Source organism: Stenotrophomonas maltophilia group sp. P373, from assembly GCF_053295075.1.
Genome location: NZ_CM129994.1, coordinates 2,599,952 through 2,622,385, shown reverse-complemented (window position 1 = coordinate 2,622,385; position 22,434 = coordinate 2,599,952). Strand labels below are relative to the sequence as shown.

At 66.6% G+C, this 22,434-nt stretch carries 19 protein-coding genes and 2 pseudogenes; 8 read left to right on the top strand and 13 right to left on the bottom strand.

Features of this window, described 5'->3' with window-relative positions; genetic code table 11:
• Positions 1-71 precede the first annotated feature (71 nt).
• Positions 72-470, bottom strand: coding sequence for a heavy metal-responsive transcriptional regulator (locus tag ACSYHF_RS12175; protein ID WP_005417119.1), 399 nt, complete (start codon positions 468-470; stop codon positions 72-74).
• 186 nt (positions 471-656) lie between these two features.
• Here ACSYHF_RS12175 and ACSYHF_RS12170 point away from each other — a divergent pair, with 186 nt between their 5' ends.
• From ACSYHF_RS12170 to ACSYHF_RS12140, 7 genes are all read left to right on the top strand, one after another.
• Positions 657-1,724 carry a GlxA family transcriptional regulator gene (locus ACSYHF_RS12170; protein ID WP_005417111.1) on the top strand — a complete coding sequence of 356 codons (1,068 nt, stop codon included), beginning with the start codon at positions 657-659 and terminating at the stop codon, positions 1,722-1,724.
• Between the two features lie 82 nt (positions 1,725-1,806).
• On the top strand, positions 1,807-2,610 hold the full coding sequence (locus ACSYHF_RS12165) for a redoxin family protein (RefSeq protein ID WP_032954270.1): 804 nt from the start codon (positions 1,807-1,809) through the stop codon (positions 2,608-2,610).
• Positions 2,611-2,640: 30 nt separating this feature from the next.
• Positions 2,641-3,480, top strand: a complete 840-nt coding sequence (gene dsbG, locus ACSYHF_RS12160; protein ID WP_095377155.1) for a thiol:disulfide interchange protein DsbG — start codon at positions 2,641-2,643, stop codon at positions 3,478-3,480.
• 514 nt (positions 3,481-3,994) lie between these two features.
• Positions 3,995-5,425, top strand: coding sequence for a DcaP family trimeric outer membrane transporter (locus tag ACSYHF_RS12155; RefSeq protein WP_065196105.1), 1,431 nt, complete (start codon positions 3,995-3,997; stop codon positions 5,423-5,425).
• Between the two features lie 76 nt (positions 5,426-5,501).
• Positions 5,502-6,854 carry an arginine/agmatine antiporter gene (gene adiC / locus ACSYHF_RS12150; protein WP_005410068.1) on the top strand — a complete coding sequence of 451 codons (1,353 nt, stop codon included), beginning with the start codon at positions 5,502-5,504 and terminating at the stop codon, positions 6,852-6,854.
• A 20-nt stretch (positions 6,855-6,874) separates the two neighbouring features.
• Positions 6,875-9,163 carry an Orn/Lys/Arg family decarboxylase gene (locus tag ACSYHF_RS12145; protein ID WP_262233569.1) on the top strand — a complete coding sequence of 763 codons (2,289 nt, stop codon included), beginning with the start codon at positions 6,875-6,877 and terminating at the stop codon, positions 9,161-9,163.
• A gap of 28 nt (positions 9,164-9,191) precedes the next feature.
• Positions 9,192-10,094 carry a cation diffusion facilitator family transporter gene (locus ACSYHF_RS12140; protein ID WP_053499656.1) on the top strand — a complete coding sequence of 301 codons (903 nt, stop codon included), beginning with the start codon at positions 9,192-9,194 and terminating at the stop codon, positions 10,092-10,094.
• A 216-nt stretch (positions 10,095-10,310) separates the two neighbouring features.
• Here the strand turns inward: ACSYHF_RS12140 and ACSYHF_RS12135 are convergent, their stop codons facing one another.
• From ACSYHF_RS12135 to ACSYHF_RS12105, 7 genes and pseudogenes are all read right to left on the bottom strand, one after another.
• Positions 10,311-11,024, bottom strand: coding sequence for an energy transducer TonB family protein (locus ACSYHF_RS12135; RefSeq protein ID WP_005417103.1), 714 nt, complete (start codon positions 11,022-11,024; stop codon positions 10,311-10,313).
• Positions 11,017-11,187: pseudogene (locus ACSYHF_RS12130) on the bottom strand (ChaN family lipoprotein); the annotation flags it as partial. The gene ACSYHF_RS12135 and the pseudogene ACSYHF_RS12130, both read right to left, overlap by 8 nt.
• Before the next feature lies 1 nt (position 11,188).
• Positions 11,189-11,395 (bottom strand): annotated as a pseudogene (locus ACSYHF_RS12125) (RNA polymerase sigma factor); the annotation flags it as partial.
• Between the two features lie 125 nt (positions 11,396-11,520).
• A complete protein-coding gene (locus ACSYHF_RS12120) occupies positions 11,521-12,027 on the bottom strand; it encodes a hypothetical protein (RefSeq protein WP_447575690.1) in 507 nt (168 codons plus the stop codon).
• 108 nt (positions 12,028-12,135) lie between these two features.
• On the bottom strand, positions 12,136-12,360 hold the full coding sequence (locus tag ACSYHF_RS12115; protein ID WP_005417095.1) for a hypothetical protein: 225 nt from the start codon (positions 12,358-12,360) through the stop codon (positions 12,136-12,138).
• Positions 12,357-13,058, bottom strand: a complete 702-nt coding sequence (locus ACSYHF_RS12110; RefSeq protein ID WP_005417093.1) for a glutamine amidotransferase — start codon at positions 13,056-13,058, stop codon at positions 12,357-12,359. Before ACSYHF_RS12110 ends, ACSYHF_RS12115 begins: the two co-directional genes overlap by 4 nt.
• Complete coding sequence (locus tag ACSYHF_RS12105; protein ID WP_005417091.1) at positions 13,055-13,828, bottom strand: YggS family pyridoxal phosphate-dependent enzyme; 774 nt, start codon at positions 13,826-13,828, stop codon at positions 13,055-13,057. The genes ACSYHF_RS12110 and ACSYHF_RS12105 overlap by 4 nt, the downstream gene beginning before the upstream one ends.
• Positions 13,829-13,904: 76 nt before the next feature.
• On the opposite strand from ACSYHF_RS12105, the gene ptsJ reads away from it, so the two are divergent.
• Positions 13,905-15,191: a MocR-like B6 salvage transcription factor PtsJ gene (gene ptsJ / locus ACSYHF_RS12100; RefSeq protein WP_053499651.1), complete on the top strand. Its 1,287-nt coding sequence runs from the start codon at positions 13,905-13,907 to the stop codon at positions 15,189-15,191.
• A gap of 54 nt (positions 15,192-15,245) precedes the next feature.
• Here the strand turns inward: ptsJ and ACSYHF_RS12095 are convergent, their stop codons facing one another.
• The 5 genes from ACSYHF_RS12095 to imuA all read right to left on the bottom strand — a co-directional run bounded on the left by ACSYHF_RS12095 (position 15,246) and on the right by imuA (position 22,290).
• A complete protein-coding gene (locus tag ACSYHF_RS12095) occupies positions 15,246-16,211 on the bottom strand; it encodes an IS110 family transposase (protein WP_253137552.1) in 966 nt (321 codons plus the stop codon).
• A 340-nt stretch (positions 16,212-16,551) separates the two neighbouring features.
• Positions 16,552-17,058 (bottom strand): hypothetical protein, encoded by a 507-nt coding sequence (locus ACSYHF_RS12090; protein ID WP_005417089.1) that lies wholly within the window; start codon positions 17,056-17,058, stop codon positions 16,552-16,554.
• Positions 17,059-17,139: 81 nt separating this feature from the next.
• Entirely contained in the window at positions 17,140-20,250 is a 3,111-nt protein-coding gene (locus ACSYHF_RS12085) for an error-prone DNA polymerase (protein ID WP_447575689.1), read from the bottom strand.
• A 6-nt stretch (positions 20,251-20,256) separates the two neighbouring features.
• On the bottom strand, positions 20,257-21,666 hold the full coding sequence (locus tag ACSYHF_RS12080; protein WP_069138256.1) for a Y-family DNA polymerase: 1,410 nt from the start codon (positions 21,664-21,666) through the stop codon (positions 20,257-20,259).
• Between the two features lie 9 nt (positions 21,667-21,675).
• Positions 21,676-22,290, bottom strand: coding sequence for a translesion DNA synthesis-associated protein ImuA (imuA, locus tag ACSYHF_RS12075; RefSeq protein ID WP_111128823.1), 615 nt, complete (start codon positions 22,288-22,290; stop codon positions 21,676-21,678).
• Positions 22,291-22,434: the final 144 nt, after the last annotated feature.

Below are 22,434 nucleotides of genomic sequence, written 5' to 3'. Positions count from 1 at the left end.
CCAGAGGGTTGGCAAGCATTTGTTGCACTTTTCTTCACGTGCGTTGCGAGGGGGGCGACGATCGCACGTACTCAGTCGGCGCCGTCGGTCAGCGCCGCCAGGATTGGGCACTGATCCAGGGTGCCGTGGCCGGGGCAGGCGTCGACCAGCTGCGAGAGCGCGCTGTGCATGCGTTGCAGTTCAGCCATGCGCTGCGCGATGTCCTGCAGTCGGGCTTGCGCCGCGTCGCGCACGCTGCCCATGTCCTGCGGATGGCCATCACTGAGTGCCAGCAGTTCGGCGATTTGTTCCAGGCTGAAGCCCAGCGTCTTGGCGCGGCGGATGAAGCGCAGCCGGCGCAGGTCCTGCTCACCGAAGATGCGATAGCCCCCGGCCGAGCGTGCCGCGGTGGGCAGCAACTGCTGGCGCTCGTAGTAGCGCACGGTATCGATCGGTACGCCGGCCTGGCGCGCCAGTTGACCAATGTTCATGGCGGATTCCTGCGGATGCTGCCGGTCATTCTGAAGCCTGGAGTCAGGTCCAGGGTCAAGCTCCCGTCGCTGACGGCGCATTCAGCGCACTTTGCAACTTTCTTCATAGCCCCGCCGTCGTGGCAGTTCCTACCCTGCGCCTGAACCGGCCGCTGGATGGCCTGCAACGAACCGAGGAGATGCTCTGTGGAAGGATTCAGGAACGAGGGATTCGTAGAGGTCGCGGTGGTCGAGTACCCGGGAGGGGACCCGTCGGCGGCCTCGGTGCTGACCGAAATGGCACACGTCGCCAACCGGCTTGCCCAGCAGCAGCGTCGCCCGTTCAAGCGTGTCCTGGTGACCCGCTGGGTCGTGCCAGCCAGCCAGACCGGCGTGCATCGCATTGCCGGCGCGGAGATGCTCGAGGCGGACATTCCCGCCGTGATCGCCGTGCCTGGCCAGATCAGTCAAGGCGTCTGCCTGCGCGCCGATGAGGTCCTGCTGGATTGGCTGCGCGCGCATTACGATGGCGGCAGTCTGCTGGCAGCTGCCAGCGATGGTGTCAGCATGCTGGCACGCGCGGGTCTGCTTGCCGGGCGCACCGTCAGTGGGCCGGACCTCGGGCGCCATCCGGGCCTGCAGGGGCAGTCGGCCAGCTGGGTGCCCAGTGAGCGCGCGCTGGTCGACGACGGTGATCTGCTGACAGTGGCCGGTTCCCAGGCTTGGCGCTTCCTCGCCCTGCGGCTGCTGTACCGGCTGCACGGCCAGGGCGTAGCGAGTTCCGTGGCGCAGCAGTTGGGGATCACGGTGCCCGCGGCGATCCAGCAGGATCTGGAGCGTTTCAGTGCCAACTTCGCCCACGGCGATCGCGACGTACTGAAGGCGCAACGCTGGCTGCATACCACCGCTGCGCGTGGGGCCACGCTCGGAGCGATCTGCGAGGTCTCCGGACTGGAGCCACGGACTCTGCAGCGGCGCTTCCTGAAGGCCACCGGCCTGCGTCCGATCGAGTATTGCCAGCGGTTGCGTATCGCCAAGGCGCAGACATTGCTGCAACAGGGGGCGGGTATCGATGAAGTGGCCTGGGGTGTGGGCTATGCAGACCAGAGCGCATTCCGCCGCCTGTTCCTGCGCATTGTTGGAATGACGCCGGCCAACTATCGGCGGCAGGTCAACAACAAACGGCGCGAACGGCCGCTGTTGTCGTCGGTGGCGGGCAGCCTGCGCGGGCTGCAACCGGCGCCTGGCATGCAGATGCCGCGCAGCGCGGCCTGAAGCCGGCGTTGGGCGTCGCACTTGCAACCTGGGCGCGACGCTTTGACCATGCAGGCAACGAGATGATGGGACAGGTGGGTTGATGTCGAGTGTTGGACCGGTGCCGATGCCGGTGGTGCTGATCCTGATGTGCGTGCTGCTGGCCATGGCGGTGGCCCACCTGTGGCCGCGGCCGAAGGACGGGATGGCAGTGCCTTCCGGGGCCAGCTTGGTCCTGGACATGTTGCTGATCGGCCTGCTGTGTGGACGCATCAGCTTCGTGGCCTTGAACTTCGCGCTCTACCGTGAGGCCCCCTGGAGCATCCTGCAGATCGCCGACGGTGGGTATCACCTTGCAGTCGTGCTGGTTGCGGGCCTGGCGTGGGGCACCTGGCGGCTGCGGTTGTGGCGCGCGTTACGTGCGCCGGTGTTGGCGGGCGCGCTGGTGGGTGTGGTGCTGTGGGCGGCGGGCAGCCACCTGCTGGCAACATGGCAGGAGCAGCGGATGCCGCTGCCGGCGGTACAGGTGGCCGATCTGCAGGGGCGCAGGATCGATCTGCAGCAGTTCCGTGGCAAACCGGTGGTGCTGAATCTCTGGGCCAGCTGGTGTGGTCCCTGCCGTCGCGAGATGCCGGTACTGGCATCCGCACAGCAGACCCACACTGACGTGCAGTTCGTGTTCCTCAACCAGGGGGAAACCCTGGACGAAGTGAAGGGTTTCATCGCATCCGAACAGCTCTGGCTGGGCAACGTATTGCTGGACGATACCGCGTCGGCGTCAACCGTGCTGGGTGTACAAGCCTATCCGTCGACGCTGTTCTTCGACGCCGAAGGCCGCCTGCGTGAACTGCACCTTGGCGAACTGACGGCGGCGGGTCTTGAACACAAACTGCGCCGGCTGCGGTAGCCTGCGCGGGCATCTCACTACGGAGTTCCCATGTTGTCGACTTCCCTGCGCATCGCTCCGGCGGTGCTGTTGCTGCCGGTCATGCTGGCATTGGCCGCCTGCAGCCAGGCCCAGACCCCGCCGGGCAAGGCGACCGCGCCGGCAGCGAGCGCTCAGGCCCCAGCGGCCAAGGGCGAGCGCCCCGCAGTGCTGAAAGGCATCGAGAAGCACGGTTTTGAAGTCGTTGCCGAGTTCGATGCACCGGGTGGCCTGCGTGGATTCGCTGGCGTGGTGGGCGGGCAGCAGCCGGCCGCAGCCTATGTCACCGCCGACGGCAAGCATGTGCTGGTAGGCAGCCTGTTCGATGCCGAGGGCAACGACGTGGCCGCCGAGGCGGTGGAGAAGCTGGTCGCAGCACCGATGTCGGCCAAGATGTGGACCAAGCTGGAGGCCAGTGCCTGGGTGCGTGACGGCAAGGCCGATGCGCCGCGCGTGGTCTATACCTTCAGTGATGCCAACTGCCCGTACTGCCACAAGTTCTGGGAAGCGGCGCGTCCGTGGGTCGACGCCGGCAAGGTGCAGTTGCGCCACATCATGGTCGGCGTGATTCGCGAGGACAGCCCGGCCAAGGCTGCGGCCATCCTGTCTGCGCGTGACCCGAGTGCGGCCTTGCTGGAGAACGAACACCAGTTCGACCGAGGTGGCATCAAGGCCCTGCCGAGCATCAGCCGCGAGATCGCCGCCAAGCTCGACGCCAACCAGGTGCTGATGATTGAAATGGGCTTCCAGGGCACGCCGGGCATCCTGTTCCAGGATGCACAGGGCCAGGTGCAGCGTCGCGCCGGCCTGCCACAGGGCGCTGACCTGCAGACGGTGCTGGGCCCACGCTGATCGGCACCCATGTCGTGATGCGACACCACAGGCCCGCATGGCAGCATGCGGGCCTGTTGCGTTTCGTCACTTGTGCGGGTGATGCAGGCTGCGCACCACCTGTTCGTCGTCACGTCTGAATCGTGACTGACATCAAGCATCGCGCCTTGATTCCAATCAAGGCCAAAAACGACAGGCGGACTAGCCTGTGACGCATGGAATACAGCGTCAACGCGCCAGGGATGCCGCGCCTGACACTCCCTGAACCGGGGCAGTCGGCACAGCCATTCACGACGTTCTCACTCCCTGGTTGTTACCCAGACTGCTGCGGTCGCCACCTCTCCGGCAGTGCGGCCCTGATGGCGTCGATATCGGTACGGGCGGGGCAGTGTCATCGTCCTGTTGCCTGCCACGCGCAGGCTGGCCGGTGTCGTCGACGCAGTACCCGCATTTCCAGCAACGGCAACGCAACGTCGGAGCTGCGCCTGCGCGCGCGCCGTCAGTGCGCTGCGAATGTTCGTCCAGGGAGGATGCAATGCGCTTTGCGGTACTGAGTCTGGCCTGCCTGACCGCGCTGGCGGTCACGCCAGCATATGCGCAGCAGAATGGCCAGGAGGATGCGCACGCATTGCGCCAGGAAATCGCTGCCATGCGGCAGGCACTGGAGGGCATGCAGAAGCGCCTGGATCAGCTCGAACAACGCGAGGGCGCTGTCGCGGCCGCTGCGCAGGTAGCGGCGCCGGTGACACCACCTGGCAGCAGCGCCAACCTGCTGCATCCCACCCAGGTGCCGGGTGTGGCGCAACCGGTGCTGCCGCAGCGCGAATCGGTGGCCGATCCCTCAACGGCGGCCTCGCGTCCCGACAGCGCCGCTGGGCCGACCGACCCGGATCTGAAGGGCTTCTTTGCCATTCCAGGTACTGACACGGTGATCCGCATTGGCGGCTATGCCAAGCTCGATGCGATTGCAGATTCGCGCGCGGCCGGTGACGAGGATCAGTTCATCCCTTCGTCGATGCCGGTGGGCGGCAGCCATCGCGATGTTTCCAATTTCAATATCCACGCCAAGCAGACCCGCTTCAGCTTCGAGGCGCGGCGCCCGACCACGCACGGCAACCTGCGCTTCTACCTGGAGAATGATTTCTTCGGCAGCAGCGATGGCTACGCGTTCCGCCTGCGCCACGCGTATGGCCAGCTTGGCAATACCTATGCCGGCTACGGTTACTCCAGTTTCATGGACCCGGACAGCCTGCCCGACACGCTCGACTTCGCCGGTCCCGGCGGCGCCGGCTATCTGCTGGTGGCCGGCATCCACCACAGCTTCGCGATGGGCAAGGGCAACACCCTGACGCTGGCCGCCGAAGACCCCAAGACCGAACTGGCCGGTGCCAGTGATGAACGGGCCGCAGTGAACCGGCTGCCGGATGTGACCGTGACCGCACGCATGGAGCGTGACTGGGGCCATCTTCAGCTGGGCGCGGTGGCGCGCAGCCTGGCCTATGACGGCGAGGGCGAGCGCGACCGGCGCATGGCCGGCGGCCTGCAGTTCAGTGGCTCGGCATCGGTAGGCGAGCGCGATCTGTTGCTGTTCGGCGCGCTCGGCGGGCGCGGCCTCAGCCGCTACACCGCGGACCTGACCGGCTCCGGGCTGGACGCGGTGGTCGGTGCCGATGGCCGTCTCGACGCGCTGGACCTGCACGGCGGCTTCGTCGGCTACACGCATTACTGGTCCGAGCTGTGGCGTTCGAACCTGATCTTCGGCCAGCTGACCCTGGAGCGGAACGCGGCACTCGCTGCCGACGCCTTCCGGCAGAGCCGATACGGCGTGTTCAACCTGATCTGGAGCCCGGCGCCGTCGTGGACGATGGGCATGGAGCTGCTGTACGGCCGCCTGGAACAGCAGGGCGGCGCGCGCGGCGACACGGTCCGGGTGCAGGGCAGCCTGCAATACAACTTCATCAAGTAAGCGCCAGCGGCGTTACGCCAGCGCAACCGTCCCCACGCCCGGCCGCACCGGGCTCATGCCAGTACAGGAGATTGTCATGGCAGAAGCAAAGAAAATCGGGGTGGTCGGAGCCACCTTCCTCGTCGCCGGCAACATGATGGGCTCAGGCGTGTTCCTGTTGCCGTCCAGCCTGGCCAAGATCGGTACCGCATCGATCTGGGGCTGGCTGATCACCACGGCCGGTGCGCTGTTGCTGGCCTTCGTATTCGCCAAGCTGGGCAAGCTGGCGCCGAAGGCGGGCGGTCCGTATGCCTATGCGCGTGACTGGTTCGGGCCTTACATGGGCTTCCAGACCAATACCATCTACTGGTTCGCCAACTGGATCGGCAACGTTGCCATACCGATCGCCGCGGTGGGCTACTTCAGCTACTTCTTCCCGATCCTGTCCGAGCCGCTGGTGCGCTGCATCGCGGTGCTGATCCTGGTGTGGGCGCTGAGCTTTGCCAACGTGATCGGCCCGGCCTTCGTCAGCCGTGTGCAGACGGTCACCACCAGTTTCGCGCTGGTGCCGATCCTGGGCATCGCCATTTTCGGCTGGTTCTTCTTCGATGCCGACATTTTCAAGGGCGCCTACAACGTGTCCGGTGAGTCCAACTTCGGTGCGATCTCCAGTGCCGCGGCACTGACCCTGTGGGCCTTCATCGGTGTCGAGTCTGCATCGGTGACTGCCGGTGTGGTCGAAAATCCGGAGAAGAACGTCGCCCGCGCGACGCTGGCCGGTGTGTTCCTGGCTGCCATCGCCTACATCGCCAGTTCCTCAGTGATCATGGGCATGGTGCCCAATGGCGAGCTGCAGACCTCCGACGCGCCGTTCGCGCTGGCGGCGGCCAAGGCGGTCGGCGGCTGGGGCGGCGCGCTGGTCAGCCTGTGCGCCTTCATCGGCGCTGCCGGTTCGCTGGGCGGCTGGATCCTGCTGACCGCGCAGAGTGCCAAGGCGGCCTCGGATGATGGCCTGTTCCCGAGCATCTTCAGCAAGACCAACAAGGACGACGTGCCGGTCAAGGGCGTGCTGATCGTGGCGGTGCTGATGACCCTGGCGGTGCTGGTGACGTCCACCTCGGAAACCGCGTCGGCCCAGTTCGACGTGATCACGTCGGCGGCCGTGGTGCTGACCCTGCTGCCCTACATCTACTCGTGCGTGGCCTGCTACTTCGTGGTCGAGCGTTCGCACACCCTGGTCCATACCGGTGCGTTCTGGACCCTCACCAGCCTGACCGTCGTGTACTGCCTGTGGGCGATCTACGGCTCGTCGGGAACCATCGTGCAATACGCCTTCCTGTTCGTGCTGTTCATCACCGTGTTCTATCCCTTCTTCAGCGAGGAGCGCCGCCAGCAGCGGCAGCGCGCCCGCGAGGCATCGGCCATCAGCGCCGGCGCCCAGCGTTCCTGAGTTCGACAAGGAGAATCAACGTGTACTTCAAGTCCCTGGACTACCCGGTCATTGTCATCGACAACGACTACGAGTCGCCGCGCATCGGCGGCATCCTGATCCGCGCCCTGGTGGAAGAGCTGCGCAGCAACGACCAGCGGGTGCTGTGCGGGCTGAACCTGGATGATGCGCGTGCCGGAGCCCGTACCTACGTGGCGGCCTCGGCGGTGCTGATCTCGATCGATGGCAGCGAAGAGGTGGATGGCGAGTTCCAGCGCCTCACCGCCTTCCTGCGCGAGCAGAGTGCGCGCCGCGCCAACCTGCCGGTGTTCCTGTACGGCGAGCGCCGCACCATCGAAAAGGTGCCGAGCAAGCTGCTCAAGTACATCCACGGCTTCATCTTCCTGTTTGAAGACACCAAGAGCTTCATCTCGCGGCAGGTGATGCGCGCGGCCGAAGACTACATGAAGAATCTCTTGCCGCCGTTCTTCAAGGCGCTGATCCATCATGCGGCAGAGTCGAACTACTCCTGGCATACGCCGGGCCATGCAGGCGGCGTGGCATTCACCAAGTCGCCGGTCGGCCGTGCGTTCCACCAGTTCTACGGTGAGAACACCCTGCGCAGCGATCTGTCGATCTCGGTGCCGGAGCTGGGCTCACTGCTGGATCACACCGGCCCGATCAAGGATGCCGAGGAAGAGGCGGCGCGCAACTTCGGTGCCGACCATACCTTCTTCGTCACCAATGGCACCTCCACCGCCAACAAGATCGTCTGGCATGGCACGGTGGCCCGCGGCGACGTGGTGTTCGTCGACCGCAACTGCCACAAGTCGCTGCTGCACGCGCTGATCATGACCGGCGCGGTGCCGGTGTACTTCACCCCAAGCCGCAACGCACACGGCATCATCGGCCCGATCAGCCTGGATCAGTTCACACCGGAATCGCTGCAGCAGCGCATCGCCGCCAACCCGCTGGCCAGCCAGGCCTACAAGGCCGGTTCCAAGCCGCGCATTGCAGTGGTGACCAACTCGACCTACGACGGCCTGTGCTACAACGCCGAGAAGATCGCCGACGAAATCGGCAGCGCGGTCGACTTCCTGCACTTCGACGAAGCCTGGTACGCCTACGCCGCGTTCCATCCGTTCTATGAGAACCACTACGGCATGGCCAAGGGCAAGCCGCGCGAGCAGGATGCGATCATCTTCACCACGCATTCCACCCACAAGTTGCTGGCCGCGTTCTCGCAGGCGTCGATGATCCACGTACGCAACTCGGCGCAGCGCGACCTGGATGCCGAGCGCTTCAACGAGTCGTTCATGATGCACACCTCGACCAGCCCGCATTATGGGGTGATCGCGGCCTGTGACGTGGCCTCGAAGATGATGGAGGGCGAGGCCGGCCGTTCGCTGGTGCAGGAAATGCATGACGAGGCGATCGCCTTCCGCCGCGCGATGCTGCACGTGCGTGACGACCTCGGGCGCGACGACTGGTGGTTCAGTGTGTGGCAGCCGACCAAGGTCGAGCGCAGCCTGGACAAGGGCGATACGCCGGCTCCGCTGGTGGCCAAGCGCGAGGAGTGGTACCTGCAGCCGGATGCGCACTGGCACGGCTTCGAGAATCTGGTCGATGACTACGTGCTGATCGACCCGATCAAAGTGACCCTGCTGACCCCGGGCCTGGCGATGGACGGCAGCATGGGCACGCTGGGCATTCCGGCGGCGGTGCTGAGCAAGTTCCTGTGGGGCCGCGGCATCACTGTGGAGAAGACCAACCTGTATTCGGTGCTGTTCCTGTTCTCGATGGGCATCACCAAGGGCAAGTGGAGCACGCTGGTCACCGAGCTGATGGCCTTCAAGGAGCTGTACGACTGCAACGCGCCGTTGAGCCAGGCATTGCCGACGCTGGCGGCGGACTATCCGATTGCCTACGCTGGCTGGGGACTGCGTGACCTGTGCGATGCATTGCACGCGTTCAACCAGGAATTCGAGGTCGCCAAGGTGATGCGCGAGATGTACGTGGATCTGCCGACGCCGGTGATGACCCCGGCCGATGCCTACAACCACCTGGTGAAGGGCGAGATCGAGCGGGTCGACATCGAGCAGCTCAGTGGTCGCGTCGCGGCGACCATGCTGGTGCCGTATCCGCCGGGCATTCCGACCATCATGCCGGGCGAGCGATTCGGCGACAGCGACGAGCCGATCATCCAGTCACTGCGTATTGCCCGTGAACAGAATGCGCGTTTCCCGGGCTTCGAGTCGGATGTGCACGGGCTCATCATCGAGCACGATGGCGATGTGACCTCGTACAGGGTGGAGGTGCTGAAGGCCTGACCGGGGACGGTCGGCCCTTCGGCGAGCGATGGATACCGCGCGCGAGCAACGCATCCTGAAGTTCTCCATCGGGGTGACCATCGCGGTGAGCGCGGTCGGCTTCATCGGTGGCCTGCTGGTGGGATCGCAGGCGATCCTGTTCGACGGCGTGTACAGCCTGGTCGACGTTGCCTTGACCCTGGTGTCGTTGTCGGTACTGCGGCTGGTGGCGCGGGAGCAGAGCCCGCGCTTCCAGTACGGCTATTGGCATCTGGAGCCGATGGTCGAGGCACTCGGCGGGGTGATCCTGTCGCTGGCCTGCGTGTACGCGCTGGCCAACGCGGTCATCGGCTTGACCACGGGCGGGCACGAAGTGAAATTCGGGCCCGCGCTGTGGTGGGCGGCGCTGCTGAGTGCCAGCAACCTGGCAATGGCGACGTTCGTCGCGCAGCGTGCGCGGCGCCTGCGCTCGGCGTTGTTGTGGCTGGATGTAAGAGGCTGGCTGCTGGGTGGATTGATGAGCCTGGCGGTGGTGCTGGCCTTCGTGCTGGCCCTTGTCCTGCATGGCGGCGAGTGGCACCACTGGGTCCCGTACCTGGATTCGATCGTGCTGGCGTTGATCAGCCTGGCGGTACTGCCAGTGCCGGCGCGCAGTGCATGGAAGGCCATGCGCGAAGTGCTGCAGGTGGCGCCGGATGACCTGGACCGGCGCGTGCAGCAGGTAATGCAGGCATTCGTGTCCGAGCGTGGCTATGCCGGTTTCACCAGCCACGTGGCGAAGATGGGGCGGATGCGCTTCATCGAGATCCATGTGCTGGCAGACCCCGGTACGCCATTGGGCTCGGTGGGCGAGGTCGATGCGATGCGCGATGAGATCGCCGTGCGGCTGGATGCGCGGGGCAGCACGTTCTGGTTGACCATCGATTTCACTGCGGATCCGGCGTGGACGTAGCCTTGCCTCTTTCGCGCCGGGGCCTCGCCCGGCCAGGTTCTGTTCCCCTGTAGAGCCGAGCCCATGCTCGGCTGCCGTTCGCATGGAGCAGCCGGGCATGGGCCCGGCGATACAGCACGCTGCGATCGTTGCACACGGCGGACTGCTCTGTTGCGCCGGATGTGTTTGACCTGAACCTGGGTTGAGGTTGCAGACTGCAGCACAGTTCCACAACGCCTAGCGCAGGTAGTACTCCACCGGCACCACCAGTTCCTGTGGTGCCTTCAGTTCATCGGGAATGGGCGGCAGCGGCTGCGCGCGGCGGAAGGTCTGCAGTGCGGCGCCGTCAAGCATCGGCTGGCCACTGGACTGCTCCAACCGCAGGGCCAGCAGGCGTCCCTGGCGATCGATGCTGGCCCTGACCCAGGCAGTGCCCTGCTGGCGCCGTGAGCGGGCCGCAGCAGGGTAGTAGCGATAGCGCTCCAGCCGCGCCATCAGGCGGGCTTCCCACTGGTCGCTGGCGGCGCCGGCCTGGAAGTCCGCCGGTGGGGCGTCGGGAGCGGGCGGCGCGGCCGTGATCGATGCCGGTGCGGGACTTGCATCGGTCGCGGCCGCAGGCGGGGCGACCGGCAGGGCTTGCCGGCCAGCGCCACTGCGTTCGCTGGCGGCCACTTCGCCCTCGCGTGCGGCGGTGGGCTTCGGTGGAGGGGGTGACTTCGTGGGTTGGGATGCGCGCGCCTGCTGCGCCTGGCTGGGGGTGTCGGCCTGGCGTTCTTCCACTGGCTGCGGCGGCGTCGCCGGTGCCAGCAGGCGCAGGCTGATGCGCACGTCCTGCTCGGGCGGCGGCAGCAATGGCGGCGCGGCCACCCAGTGCACCAACAGCAGCAGGGGCAACAGGTGAAGCCCAATGCTGATGGCGATCGCCTGCCAGTGTTGGCCGCGCTCACTCATCGTCCAGCACCCATAGCAGGTCGGCGTCGGCCGCATCGACGGATGCACCGACTGAAGCGAGCGCGATCACCAGCGCTGGTGTGCCCGCTGGCAGGTAGCCCGGCATGCCAGTACCGCGCAGTACATGCCAGCGACCGGCCACCAGCAGCGCGGGTGCCGCGGCTCAGGTTGTGGGCGACGCGGTACAGGTAAGCGCGGCCATTGCTCAGCAGGCCACTGGCGGCGATTCTGACGACGCGCAGCCAGGTCTCCTGGACGACATCATCGGCGTCGCTGCGTTGCGGGAGTTTACGGCGGACATGGGCGTGCAGCGGCCGGTAGTGGGCCGCGCACAGCTGCGCGACATCCGTCGGTTCGACAGGCGTGGACACGGGGCGGGCGACAACTGGGAAAGGGAACAGCCCGCGGCGGCAAGGGCAGCGGCTACATCTTACAGCAAAAGAGAATCATTTGCATCCGTGAGCGCAAGGCACGGCATGCGTGGCCGACTGCGAGGTCAGCGCGGACGATAATCGCAGTGGATCTGCAGGGCTTCGGTGGGGTTGTGATGCAGCTCGAAACCGCAGTGCTGGAGGCTGCGCTTCACCCGGGCGATCGCTTCGGCATGGCGGGCGGTGCGACGCTGCTGCCAGCGCGGCGGGGTGAACACGCCCAGTGGCAGCAGCCGCAGCCGCTTGCCGTGCAATACCACTGAGACATCGATATGACGGCCATCGATGTCGTGGCCGTTGGCGCCGAAGATGGCACCGACTTCATCATGGCGCTGCGGATAGCAGGCGCGGAACACCGCGATGCCGAGCCAACGCACGCCACGACGGAAGCTGCCGAGCCGGCTGTGGCTGGGTTCGAAGCCGCGCGTGACGAGCAGGCCCAGCCCGGCAGGCAGCAATGCCTGCGCGTCGAGCAAACGTTGCAGCACTTCTTCTTCCAGCTGGATGCGGGTAGAGGGCCAGCGCGGTGCGATGAGCAGTCCGTAGTGGCTGCCGCGTTGCAGGGTAAGCATGGGTGAAGCTTCGCACGCGGGCGAACAGCCGGGGTAGTGCGGGCCGCTGGCCGGCAAATCTGTTGCCCGTCGGGTGCCGGCCAGCGGCCGGCACTACCGTGACGATCGTCAGAGGTCGCGGTACTGGATCTGCGAAGCCAGTACGCGCAGGCCATCGGCATTGCTGGACAGGATGCGCTCTTCGCCGATGCCTTTCTGCCGTTTCAGCTGGAAGCCCTGGTCTGCAGGCAGCTGTGCGGCGATGGCGTCCATGCGTTGCATGGCATCGGGGCCGCTGCAGTCGAAGTGGCCCCAGTAGGCGCCATCGCGGTGGATCTGCAATCGGTAGTTCATCGCGGTAGCTCCGGCAGGTCCTGCAGCCAATGGTCGAACATCGCGGTGGCGGCCGCGGCCAGTGGCGCGCCATAGCGACGCGCCTGCGTGCGCAGGTCGTTCGGATCGATGCCGGCCTGCGCCAGTTCCAGGGTGTGACCGATCAGCCAGCGCTCGAACTGGCGCGCGTCCAGCTCCGGATGGCATTGCAGTGCCAGCGCATGGTTACCGATGGCAAAAGCCTGGTGGCGGCAGGCCGGCGTGCTGGCCAGGCGGCGTGCACCCGCTGGGAGTTCGAACGCCTCGCCATGCCAATGCAGTACCGGAATGCCCTGCAGGGCCTGCAGTGGCGAGCGCTGACCGTCATCGGTGAGCAGCAGTGGCGCAAAGCCGATCTCCTTGCCACCACTGGCGGCGACATCGGCACCGAGTGCACGTGCCATCAGCTGCGCGCCCAGGCAGATGCCCAGCGTGGGCCGCTGCTGCTGCAAACGCCCTTGCAACAGCGCGATGCTATCGTTGAGGAACGGGTAAACATCAACATCGTTGACGCTGATCGGGCCACCCAGCACCACCAGCAGGTCAGCCGCTTCGGCCGGATCGAGTGCATCTACACCCGCCTGCAGCACCTGCAGCTGCCAGCTCTGGGCCAGCAGCAACGGTTGCAGGGTGCCAAGGTCCTCGAAGGCAACGTGTTGCAGGACAACCGCGTGCTTCATGCCGGGGCTCCATTGCTGGGCCAGTAGAAACTGTCCGGGGTGGCGCGTGCGCCGAAGATGGCCTGGCCGACACGGACCACGGTGGCGCCTTCCTCGATGGCCACCTCGAAGTCGCCGGACATGCCCATCGACAGCTGCGACAGGTCGATGCCGGGTGGGGCGGTACGCTGCAGCTGCTCGCGCAGTTCGCGCAGGCGCACGAAGCACGCGCGCACACGTTCGACTTCGGGAGTGAAGATGGCCAGAGTCATCAGGCCACGCACGCGTAGCCGGTCGAAGACTGGCAGCTGCTGCACGAATGCCTCGACGGCAGCGGGTTCCAGTCCGTACTTGCTGGGTTCGGCGGAGGTGTTGACCTGCACGAAAACATCCAGCGTGCGGTCTTCCAGCTGCAGGCGCTGCTGCAGCGCTTCGGCCACGCGCAGGCTGTCAAGCGCCTGGAACTCGCTGGCGAAGCGCGCCACGTAGCGCGCCTTGTTGGTCTGCAGATGCCCGATCACCGACCAGTGCACGCCCAGATCGGCCATCGTCTCGGCCTTGCGTTGCGCCTCCTGCACCTTGTTCTCGCCCAGCTCGCGGCAACCGGCGGCCACCGCCATGCGGATGCGGGCGTCATCGACGGTCTTGCTGACCGGCAGCAGGCGCACGCTGGCCGGGTCCCGGCCGACGCGGGCACACGCATCGGCGATGCGTTGGCGCACCGTACCCAGGTTGGCGGCGATCTGTTCAACAGACTGGGCGACGGGCCAGTCGGCGGCGGCAAGGGGCATGCGGGCACCTCCAATGCAGGGCGGCCAGGGTGGGATACACTGGCACAGGACAAGAATTATTTTGGCATAGGACAAAATGAAAATCACCGGGCATAGCGCCGAGTCGATCTTCGACAGCATCCGCGATGGCATCGGCAAAGGCCGTCTGCCGGCCGGCAGCGTGCTGCCGCCGGTTCGCGATCTGGCCGATCAGCTGGGGGTCAATCGCAACACCGTGGCCGCCGCCTACAAGCGATTGGACGCGGCCGGCCTGGCCAGCACCGCAGGCCGGCGCGGCACGGTGGTGCGTGGCCTGCCGCCGATGCTGGCGCGCGAGGGCAGTACGCCGGGGTTGGCGCTGCAGGACCTGGCCGGTGGCAATCCGGATCCGCGCCTGTTGCCCAGCCTGCGCCTGGCCGCGGCGGCACCGCGGTTGTACGGCGTGGGCACGGTCGACCCGAGGTTGCAGGCGTTGGCACGCGCCTCGCTAGATGCGGATTGCCCCGAGGGGTACGCGCTGGAGCTGACCCATGGCGCGGTCGATGGCATCGAGCGCCTGTTGGCGGCATGGCTGCTGCCGGGCGATCGCATCGCGGTGGAGGATCCATGCTTCCTCGGTAGCCTCAATGTGCTCAATGCCGTCGGCCATGCGCCGTTGCCGGTGACGATGGATGCGCATGGCATGCAGGTCGAATCGCTGCGACAGGCGCTGGAGGCCGGTGCACGCGCGGTGCTGTTGACCCCACGGGCGCACAATCCGACCGGGGCCAGCCTGGATGCGAAGCGGGCACGGGCGTTGCGCCAGCTGCTGGCGGCCTATCCGCAGGTGGCGGTGCTGATCGATGACCACTACGCACTGCTCTCGCAGCAGGCCTACCACTCGGTACTGCCGCTGGATGGCCGGCGCTGGGCGCTGCTGCGTTCGCTGTCCAAGCCGCTCGGCCCCGACCTGCGCCTGGCCTGGCTGGCCTGTGATGACGAGACCGCGATGCGGTTGCGGTTGCGATTGGCGTCCGGCATCGGTTGGGTCAGTCATCTGCTGCAGGATGCCGCCACTTCGGTGCTGGCATCGGCGCCGCAGCGGGCAAAGATCGCCTCGGCAGGCGAGCGGTACCAGCAGCGCCTGCAGTCGCTACAGGAACTGCTGCGCGTGCGTGGCGTGCCGACGCCGTTGCCGATGGAGGGATTGAACCTGTGGCTGCCGTTGCCGGCCGACAGCCATCCACAGGTGCTGGCGCTGGCTGCGCGCGGATGGCATGTGCGTGCTGGCGAAGTGTTTGCGGTGGCTGCACCAGCGCATGGCCTGCGCATCACCTGCGCGGCGCTGGGGGCGGCGCAGCTGCGGCAGCTGGCCGATGACCTGGCGGCGGTGTGTGGGGTATAGCGCCCAGCCATGCTCGACGCTACTTCACCTTTGTAGATACCGTGTTGCCCTTGCCTAGGCAAGGGCGCCGTCAGGCTCAAATGGGCGGCCGCTTTTCAGTACGCCCCAAACCAGATGGATGAGCTTGCGCATCACCGCACACATGACGACCTTGAAGGGCTTCCCTTTCGCGCTGAGCCGGTCTGCAAAGGACTTCAGCCTGGGGTTGTAGGTCTTCCCGGTCAACGCCGGCATGTACAGCTTTTTGCGGAAATTGGCGTCGCCCACGCGTGATATGTGGGATTTGCCTTCGTAGTTTCCTGATTGACGCTGGGCCGGATTCAGGCCTGCGTGGGCAACCACCTGGCGCACGTCGCTGTATTTGCTTAGATCCCCCAGCATGGCCAGCAGCTGGGCACTGCTGGTGTTGCCTACACCGGGAATGCTGGTAAGCAGGTGATGACGCTGGCGCAGGTCCGGATCGTTATCGATATGGTCCTCAATCGCCTTCTGGACCTGCTTGATCTGCTCCTCCAGCGTCTGGATCACATCCTTGATCCCTTGCTGGACCGAGATGTCGGCAACGTCCAGGCGATTGCGCTCCATCTGCAGCATTTCCTGGAGGTCATCTCGACGCCGTACCAAGGCACGCAGTTTCACCTCCGAGGGGGTCGGCGGAACGTAGGGATGCAACTTCTCCGAGCGCTGCGCCTCAAAGAACCGGGCAATCAGCTTGGCATCGCTGCGGTCCGTCTTGGTCCGGATGCCCTCCGCCTGTCCAAACGCCTTTACCCGGGCGGGATTGGCCACATGAACCACCACCCCTGCTTCCACCAAGGTTCGCGCCAAAGCTTCGTGGTAGATACCGGTGGCCTCCATGCCTACCGCCGCGTTCGGCGCATGCTTGGCGCGCCAAGCAAGAAGCTCATTAAAGCCCTTGGCTGAATTGGGGAGTTTGGCCTTGGTTCGATATTTGCCATCAGGCAGCGGCAAGGCGATATCAAAGGTCGCCTTGGCAGCGTCGATGCCGATAAATTGCATGATTTCGCTCCAGCTTGAACTTACGATCGTGATCGGAAGCCGCCAGACTTGCCCTTGTGAGTACAGGCTCTCACCCAAGGGTGGGCCTAAGATACCGTTCAAGTTCCAAGGCGGTGTCAGGCCGCCGACGCGCTGAATCTACTTTGCAAGCTCAAAGGCTTAAGAGCCGAGGCAGCGTCATCGGAGCCTCCCGGGTCACCGGGGAATTGTGCCTGATCAGGGCACCATCCGAGACACAAGAGCCGAGCCATGCTCGGCTGCTGTTGCTAGAAGCAGCCGAGCATGGCTCGGCGCTACAGGGGCGAAACAAAGTCGAGCATGGCTCGACGCTAGAAGCAGATCAGGGCGCGGCGTTGGCGTTGGGGCGCACGTAGTAGGACTGGCCACTGTCATCGACGAACATCAGCTCCGGCTTGCCCTGCCAGGACGTGAGCATGGCGCCGGTATTGTTCTGGTGCTTGACCATCAGGCTGGCGCCACGGTCCGGATTGGCGACGACCTTGAAGACTTCGGTGGTGCCAGTGGCATCGTCCAGAGTGAGCAGGGCTTCGCCCCCGCGGTCGCTGGTGCCATAACCGCCGCGCTCGGAACCGTCGGGGCCAAGCAGGATCAGGCCGGACAGCGCAGTTGCACGCGGTCCCTGGGTGCGGCCCCTGCTGAGGGGGTCCGGCACCGGCGCACCGAGGATCAGCCGTGGTTGGCCAGTGCCATCGTGGATGACCAGGCCACGCGCTTCGATGATCCGCTCAGGCGATTGGCTGCGATGCAGGCTCCAGGCGGTCCAGCCGGAAACGAGCAGGGCAAGGGTCGAGACCACCAGGGTGGTCAGCAGCAGCACACGGGGCATCGGGTCGTCCTTCCTTGGATAGGCCGACGATAGCGGATGCCAGCGGGCAAAGGCCAGTTCGTTGTGTGACGATCTGTATCGTCAGTGGAAATCGCGGCTGTGGCTGCGCAGTCCCTGCAGCAGCTCATCCAGGCAGTGCATGCGCTGCACGATGACATGCTGCACGCCATCAACGCGCTCCAGGCGGCCATCGATCTGCATCAGCTGGGTGTCGACCAGCACCCGGTGCTGGCGGTCGGCCAGGTGGCGCCAGACCACGGCGTTGACCATCCCGGTCTCGTCTTCAAGGGTGAGGAAGGTAACGCCACTGGCGGTCTGCGGGCGCTGGCGCATGCGCACCAGTCCGGCGATGCGCACGCGGCGGCCATGGCCGTGCCCGGCCAGCTGCGCGGCATCCAGGCAGCCGCGGCTGCGCAGCTGCGCGCGCAGGAACGAGATCGGGTGGCGGCCGAGGGTGGTGCCGGTGCTGCGGTAGTCGGCCTGCATGTCCTCCCAGGCGCTGGGCAGTGGCAGGGGCACGCGGGCTTCGGCAGTGGCACGGGCCTGGTCGAACAGCGGCAGCCGGTTCTCTACGCCCGAGATATCCCAGCGTGCACGATGGCGATGGCCACTGAGCCCGCGCAGTGCGCCGGCATCGGCCAGCAGGCCCTGCTGGCGGCGGTCCAGCGCGGTGCGCTGGCACAGGTCGCCGACGTCGTCGAACGGGCGCCGCGCGCGCTCGCGCATGATGGCCTGCACGGCATCTTCGTTGCAGCCGTCAATCAGACGCAGGCCCAGACGGATCGCCGCCGGCCCCCTGCTGAAGTCCAGCGTGCAGTCCCAGTCGCTGTGGCGTACGTCCACGGGAAGAACGGTAATGCCATGCCGCCGCGCGTCCTGCAGCAGCTGGTCAGGGCTGTAGAAACCCAGCGGCTGGCTGTTGATCAGGCTGGCAGTGAACGCGGCGGGATGATGGCACTTCAGCCAGCAGCTGGCATAGGTCAGCAGGGCGAAGCTGGCGGCATGACTTTCCGGGAAACCGTAATCGCCGAATCCCTTGATCTGCTCGAACAGGTGCTCGCCGTATTCGCGGCTGAAGTTGTTTCTCAGCATGCCGGCCAGCAGTTTCTCGCGATGTGGTTCCAGCCCACCGCGGCGCTTCCAGGCCGCCATCGAACGGCGCAGGGCATCGGCCTCGCCCGGGGTGTAGCCGGCCGCATCCACCGCCAGCTGCATCACCTGCTCCTGGAACAATGGCACGCCCAGCGTACGCGCGAACACGCGTTCCAGCTGCGGTGGGTAGAGCGGGTTGTCCGGGTCGTTCAACGCGTCCGGGCCTTGTTCGCGCAGGATCCGGCGCCGCTCCAGGTAGGGATGCACCATGTCGCCCTGGATCGGGCCGGGACGCACGATCGCCACTTCGATCACCAGATCGTAGAAGTTGCGTGGCTGCATGCGCGGCAGCATCGCCATCTGTGCGCGCGACTCGATCTGGAACACGCCGATGGTGTCGGCGGCGCTGATCATGTCGTAGGTGGGGGTGTCTTCGTCGGGGATCGCATCCATGCGCCCGCTGTGCAGGCCATGCTGCTGCAGCATCGCTAGGCACTTGCGGATGGCCGTGAGCATGCCCAATGCCAGGCAGTCGACCTTCATCAGGCCGGTGGCATCCAGGTCATCCTTGTCCCACTGGATGACGGTGCGGTCGGCCATCGCCGCGTTCTCCACCGGTACCAGGGTCGACAGTGGATGCTCGGAAATCACGAAACCGCCCGGGTGCTGCGACAGGTGGCGCGGAAAATCGATCAGCTCTGCGGTGAGTGCCAGCAGGCGCCGCATCAACGGCGTGTCCGGATCGAAGCCACGCTCGCGCAGGGTTTCCGGCAGCGGGATGTTGCCGCCCCAGTGGTCCATCGCCGCGCCCAGTTCGTTGACCTGGTCCATCGGCAGGCCCAGCGCGCGGGCCACGTCGCGGATCGCGCTGCGGCCACGGTAGCTGATCGCCACCGCGGTCAGTGCGGCGCGCTCGCGGCCGTAGCGCTTGAACACGTACTGCAGCACCTCCTCGCGCCGCTCGTGCTCGAAGTCGATGTCGATATCCGGTGGTTCGTCGCGCTCGGCGGAGATGAAGCGCTCGAACAGCAGGTTGCTGCGTGCCGGGTCGATCTCGGTCACGCCCAGCACGAAGCACACCGCTGAGTTGGCCGCTGAGCCACGGCCCTGGCAGAGGATGTCCTGGCTGCGCGCAAAGCGCACGATGTCCTGCACGGTGAGGAAGTAGGAGGCGTAGTTCTTCTGCTTGATCAGCGCCAGTTCGTGCTCGATCTGCGTGCGTTGCTTCGCTTCGATGCCGCCTTTCCAGCGCCACTGGATGCCGCGCTCGACCAGCACGCGCAGCCAGCTGTCCGGATCGTGTCCTTCGGGCACCAGCTCGCGCGGATAGGTGTACTGCAGCTGTTCCAGGGTGAAGTGGCAGCGCTCGGCGATGCGCAGGGTTTCAGCCAGCAGTTCGGGCGGATACAGCTGGACCAGCGCGGTACGCGGGCGCAGGTGGCGCTCGCCATTGGGAAACAGGCGCCAGCCGGCCTCGGCCACGCTGCAGCGGTGGCGGATCGCGGTCAGCGTGTCCTGCAGGGCGCGGCGGCGTCGCACGTGCATGTGCACATCGCCACTGGCGACCAGGGGCAGGCGGTGGCGTTCGCCGAAGGCCTGCAGCTGCTGCAGGCGGCGTGCGTCATCGTGTTCGCGGTGCAGTTCCACCGCCAGCCACAGCCGATCATCGAAGCCGGTGCGTAGCAATTCAAGATCGGTGGCGGATGGCTGCCGGTCCAGCCACAGGCACAACAAACCGTCGGGCAGGCCGAGCAGATCGTCGCGCAGGCAGCGGTATTCGCCCTTGGCAGCCCGCCGCCGGCAGGTCGTGATCAACTGGCAGAGCCCGGCATAGGCGGCCTGGTCGGTGCACAGCAGGGCCAGCTTCGGCCCGTCCTCGACCTGGAATTCGGCACCGACGATCAGCGCCACGCCATGCGCCTTCGCCGCTTGCCAGGCACGCACGATGCCGGCCAGCGAGCATTCGTCGGTGATCGCCAACGCGCGGTAGCCCTGGCCAGCGGCGCGCGCGAACAACTCTTCGGCGATCGAAGCACCGCGCTGGAAACTGAAGGCCGACAGGCAGTGCAGTTCGGCGTAGCCGGGCAGTTCGCTGCGCATGGCGGCTCAGCCGAACCAGCCGTGCAGCATCCACGGCGCATGCGGATCGTTGCGCGCGCGGAAGGCCCAGCCGCGCTGGCCATGCGCGGTTTCCACCACGTAGTAGTCGCGGCGCGCGTCAGCCTGGTCCCACCAGCCCGATTCGATCCGCTCCGGCCCGGCGATGATGCGCAGGCGCGGGTCACGCAGCGGCTGTGGGGTGTCCAGCAGCCAACCGGGGCGCAGTGGCCAGTATGCCGGCGGCCTGGCCGCTGGCTGGATGCCGCTGGCGCGTTCGGGGCGATGGTCGGCCTGCACCGCCAGCGGCTGCACGGCGTCATCGCCCAGCCGCGCGCGCAGGCGCTCGCGCAGCTGGTTCCAGGGCATCGCCTGTGCCGGCCGGGTGTCGAACAGGTCACGCGCGGCCGGCACGAACGGTGGCAGCTGTTCGGCCTGCAGGCGCAGTGCGCGGCTGCCGGCGGGCAGGGCGAACGCTTCCATGCGGTTGCGCGCGATCTCGAACAGCAACGCGGGATCGCGTTCGGGCGCCAACAGGCCGATGGTCAGCACGCTGGCCGGCAACAGGTCATGCTCGAAATGCAGGTCGAAGCGCTGCACGCCGCCATCGCGCGAACACAGGAAGGCAGCCAGGTCCAGCAGCAGGCGGCGCAGCGGGAACAGCAGGGCCTGGCTGGATTCGATCTCGTATTCGAATTCGATGCGCGCATCGAAACGGTCCGGTGGCTGGTAGTAGCGCAATGGCGCGGTGGGCAGCCCGCGCAATGCATCCAGCTGCTGCAGGACCTCGGGGGCGAAGCGCCGGGCCAGGCTGTCGCGCGGCAGCTTGAGCACCGCGCCCAACGTGCGCAGGCCGGAACGGCCAAGCACCGTCACCGCCTCGCTGGGCAGGCCGCAGCGCGCCAGGGGCAGCTGCGCCAGCGCCGCTGGCAGCTGCTGCGCATCAAGGCCGAGGCCATCGTGGACGTTGGCCAGCACGCGCGCGGCATGTGGGGTAGGCGCGGCCACCAGGCGGTGGCGGAAGCCGAGTTCGTGCAGTTCGTTGCGCAGGCGCTGCTGGATCGTCAGCCAGTCACCGAACAGGGCGCGGCTGGCACCGATTTCCAGCACCAGCGCATGCGGAAAATCGAGGCTGACCTGCGAGCTGTAGGCATAGGCCCAGCTGGCCAGCAGCTGCCGGGTGTGCTGTTCGGCATTGGGGTCGTAGTCGTGCAGGTGCATGTCCTGCACCAGTACCTGTGCAGCCGACAGCAGCATGCCCGGGCGCAGCCCTGCTGCACGTGCCGACGGGCTGACCGCGCGCAGCACGCGTCGCTGCGCCGGCCCCTGCAGCAGCACCAAGGGCCGCTGCGGTTCGGGCTGCAGGCGCAGCACGCTGTCCAGCGCCAACTGCGGCAACAACAGGCAGGCCCAGTGCATGGCGCGTCCTCAGTGGGCGATGGCCAGCGGCAACGGTTGTGCCGGCGGCAGGCCGCCACGGCACTTCAGCACCCGCACCTGGCCGTGGTCGAGCTGCAGGCGCAGGCTGGCCGGGGAGGGATTGCGCGCGGCCTGCGCCTCGCGGAACACGAAGCCCAGGCACTGGCCGCTGTCGGCGGCCACCTGCAGGCGGCGCAGGGCGCGGTCGTCGGCTTGATGCGGCCAGCACAGTACCGCCGCGCAGGCCGCAGAGCGCAGGCACTGTTCGGCGGCCCACAGTGCCTGCTTCGGCGCGGCCTGGATGATCTGCAACTGGCCCAGGTCCAGCCCGGCGGCGGCCCAGGCCGGGGCATGCGGACGGTAGGGCGGAGCGACCAGGACGATCGGGCGGTCGCGCTGGCTCAGCCTGGCCAGTGCCGGCCATACCAGCGCCAGTTCGCCAACGCCGGGCGCCGCCTGCAGTACCTCGCACAGTCCGCTGGCCGGCCAGCCGCCGCCGGGCAGGCGTGCATCCAGTGCCGGGTGGCCGCTGGCCAGATGGTCGCTGGCTGGGCCCTGGCGGGCCGGGCCGCGCCACAGCTGGCGCCCGTCCAGCAGCCGGTCGAGGGCGACGACGGCACCCATCAGTCAGCCCTCCAAGGGAGGCGCCGGGTGGGCTGGAAGCGGCAGGAACGGGCGGAAACGGCGGGCATGGCGCGAGTATCGACGAGCCGGTATCAGGGGCTGAGACCAGACATGCTACTCGCGTTGTAAGTAGAATTACTAATG

Bases quoted from the DNA above. Each gene is read 5' to 3' on its own strand.
- ACSYHF_RS12080 (WP_069138256.1), bottom strand. From the start codon at position 21,666: ATGCACTGGGCCTGCCTGTTGTTGCCGCAGTTGGCGCTGGACAGCGTG.
- ACSYHF_RS12135 (WP_005417103.1), bottom strand. From the start codon at position 11,024: ATGAGTGAGCGCGGCCAACACTGGCAGGCGATCGCCATCAGCATTGGG.
- ACSYHF_RS12095 (WP_253137552.1), bottom strand. From the start codon at position 16,211: ATGCAATTTATCGGCATCGACGCTGCCAAGGCGACCTTTGATATCGCC.
- ACSYHF_RS12120 (WP_447575690.1), bottom strand. From the start codon at position 12,027: ATGCTTACCCTGCAACGCGGCAGCCACTACGGACTGCTCATCGCACCG.
- ptsJ (WP_053499651.1), top strand. From the start codon at position 13,905: ATGAAAATCACCGGGCATAGCGCCGAGTCGATCTTCGACAGCATCCGC.
- ACSYHF_RS12085 (WP_447575689.1), bottom strand. From the start codon at position 20,250: ATGCGCAGCGAACTGCCCGGCTACGCCGAACTGCACTGCCTGTCGGCC.
- ACSYHF_RS12105 (WP_005417091.1), bottom strand. From the start codon at position 13,828: ATGCCCCTTGCCGCCGCCGACTGGCCCGTCGCCCAGTCTGTTGAACAG.
- ACSYHF_RS12115 (WP_005417095.1), bottom strand. From the start codon at position 12,360: ATGAACTACCGATTGCAGATCCACCGCGATGGCGCCTACTGGGGCCAC.
- imuA (WP_111128823.1), bottom strand. From the start codon at position 22,290: ATGGGTGCCGTCGTCGCCCTCGACCGGCTGCTGGACGGGCGCCAGCTG.
- ACSYHF_RS12140 (WP_053499656.1), top strand. From the start codon at position 9,192: ATGGATACCGCGCGCGAGCAACGCATCCTGAAGTTCTCCATCGGGGTG.
- adiC (WP_005410068.1), top strand. From the start codon at position 5,502: ATGGCAGAAGCAAAGAAAATCGGGGTGGTCGGAGCCACCTTCCTCGTC.
- ACSYHF_RS12155 (WP_065196105.1), top strand. From the start codon at position 3,995: ATGCGCTTTGCGGTACTGAGTCTGGCCTGCCTGACCGCGCTGGCGGTC.
- ACSYHF_RS12090 (WP_005417089.1), bottom strand. From the start codon at position 17,058: ATGCCCCGTGTGCTGCTGCTGACCACCCTGGTGGTCTCGACCCTTGCC.
- ACSYHF_RS12110 (WP_005417093.1), bottom strand. From the start codon at position 13,058: ATGAAGCACGCGGTTGTCCTGCAACACGTTGCCTTCGAGGACCTTGGC.
- ACSYHF_RS12175 (WP_005417119.1), bottom strand. From the start codon at position 470: ATGAACATTGGTCAACTGGCGCGCCAGGCCGGCGTACCGATCGATACC.
- dsbG (WP_095377155.1), top strand. From the start codon at position 2,641: ATGTTGTCGACTTCCCTGCGCATCGCTCCGGCGGTGCTGTTGCTGCCG.
- ACSYHF_RS12165 (WP_032954270.1), top strand. From the start codon at position 1,807: ATGTCGAGTGTTGGACCGGTGCCGATGCCGGTGGTGCTGATCCTGATG.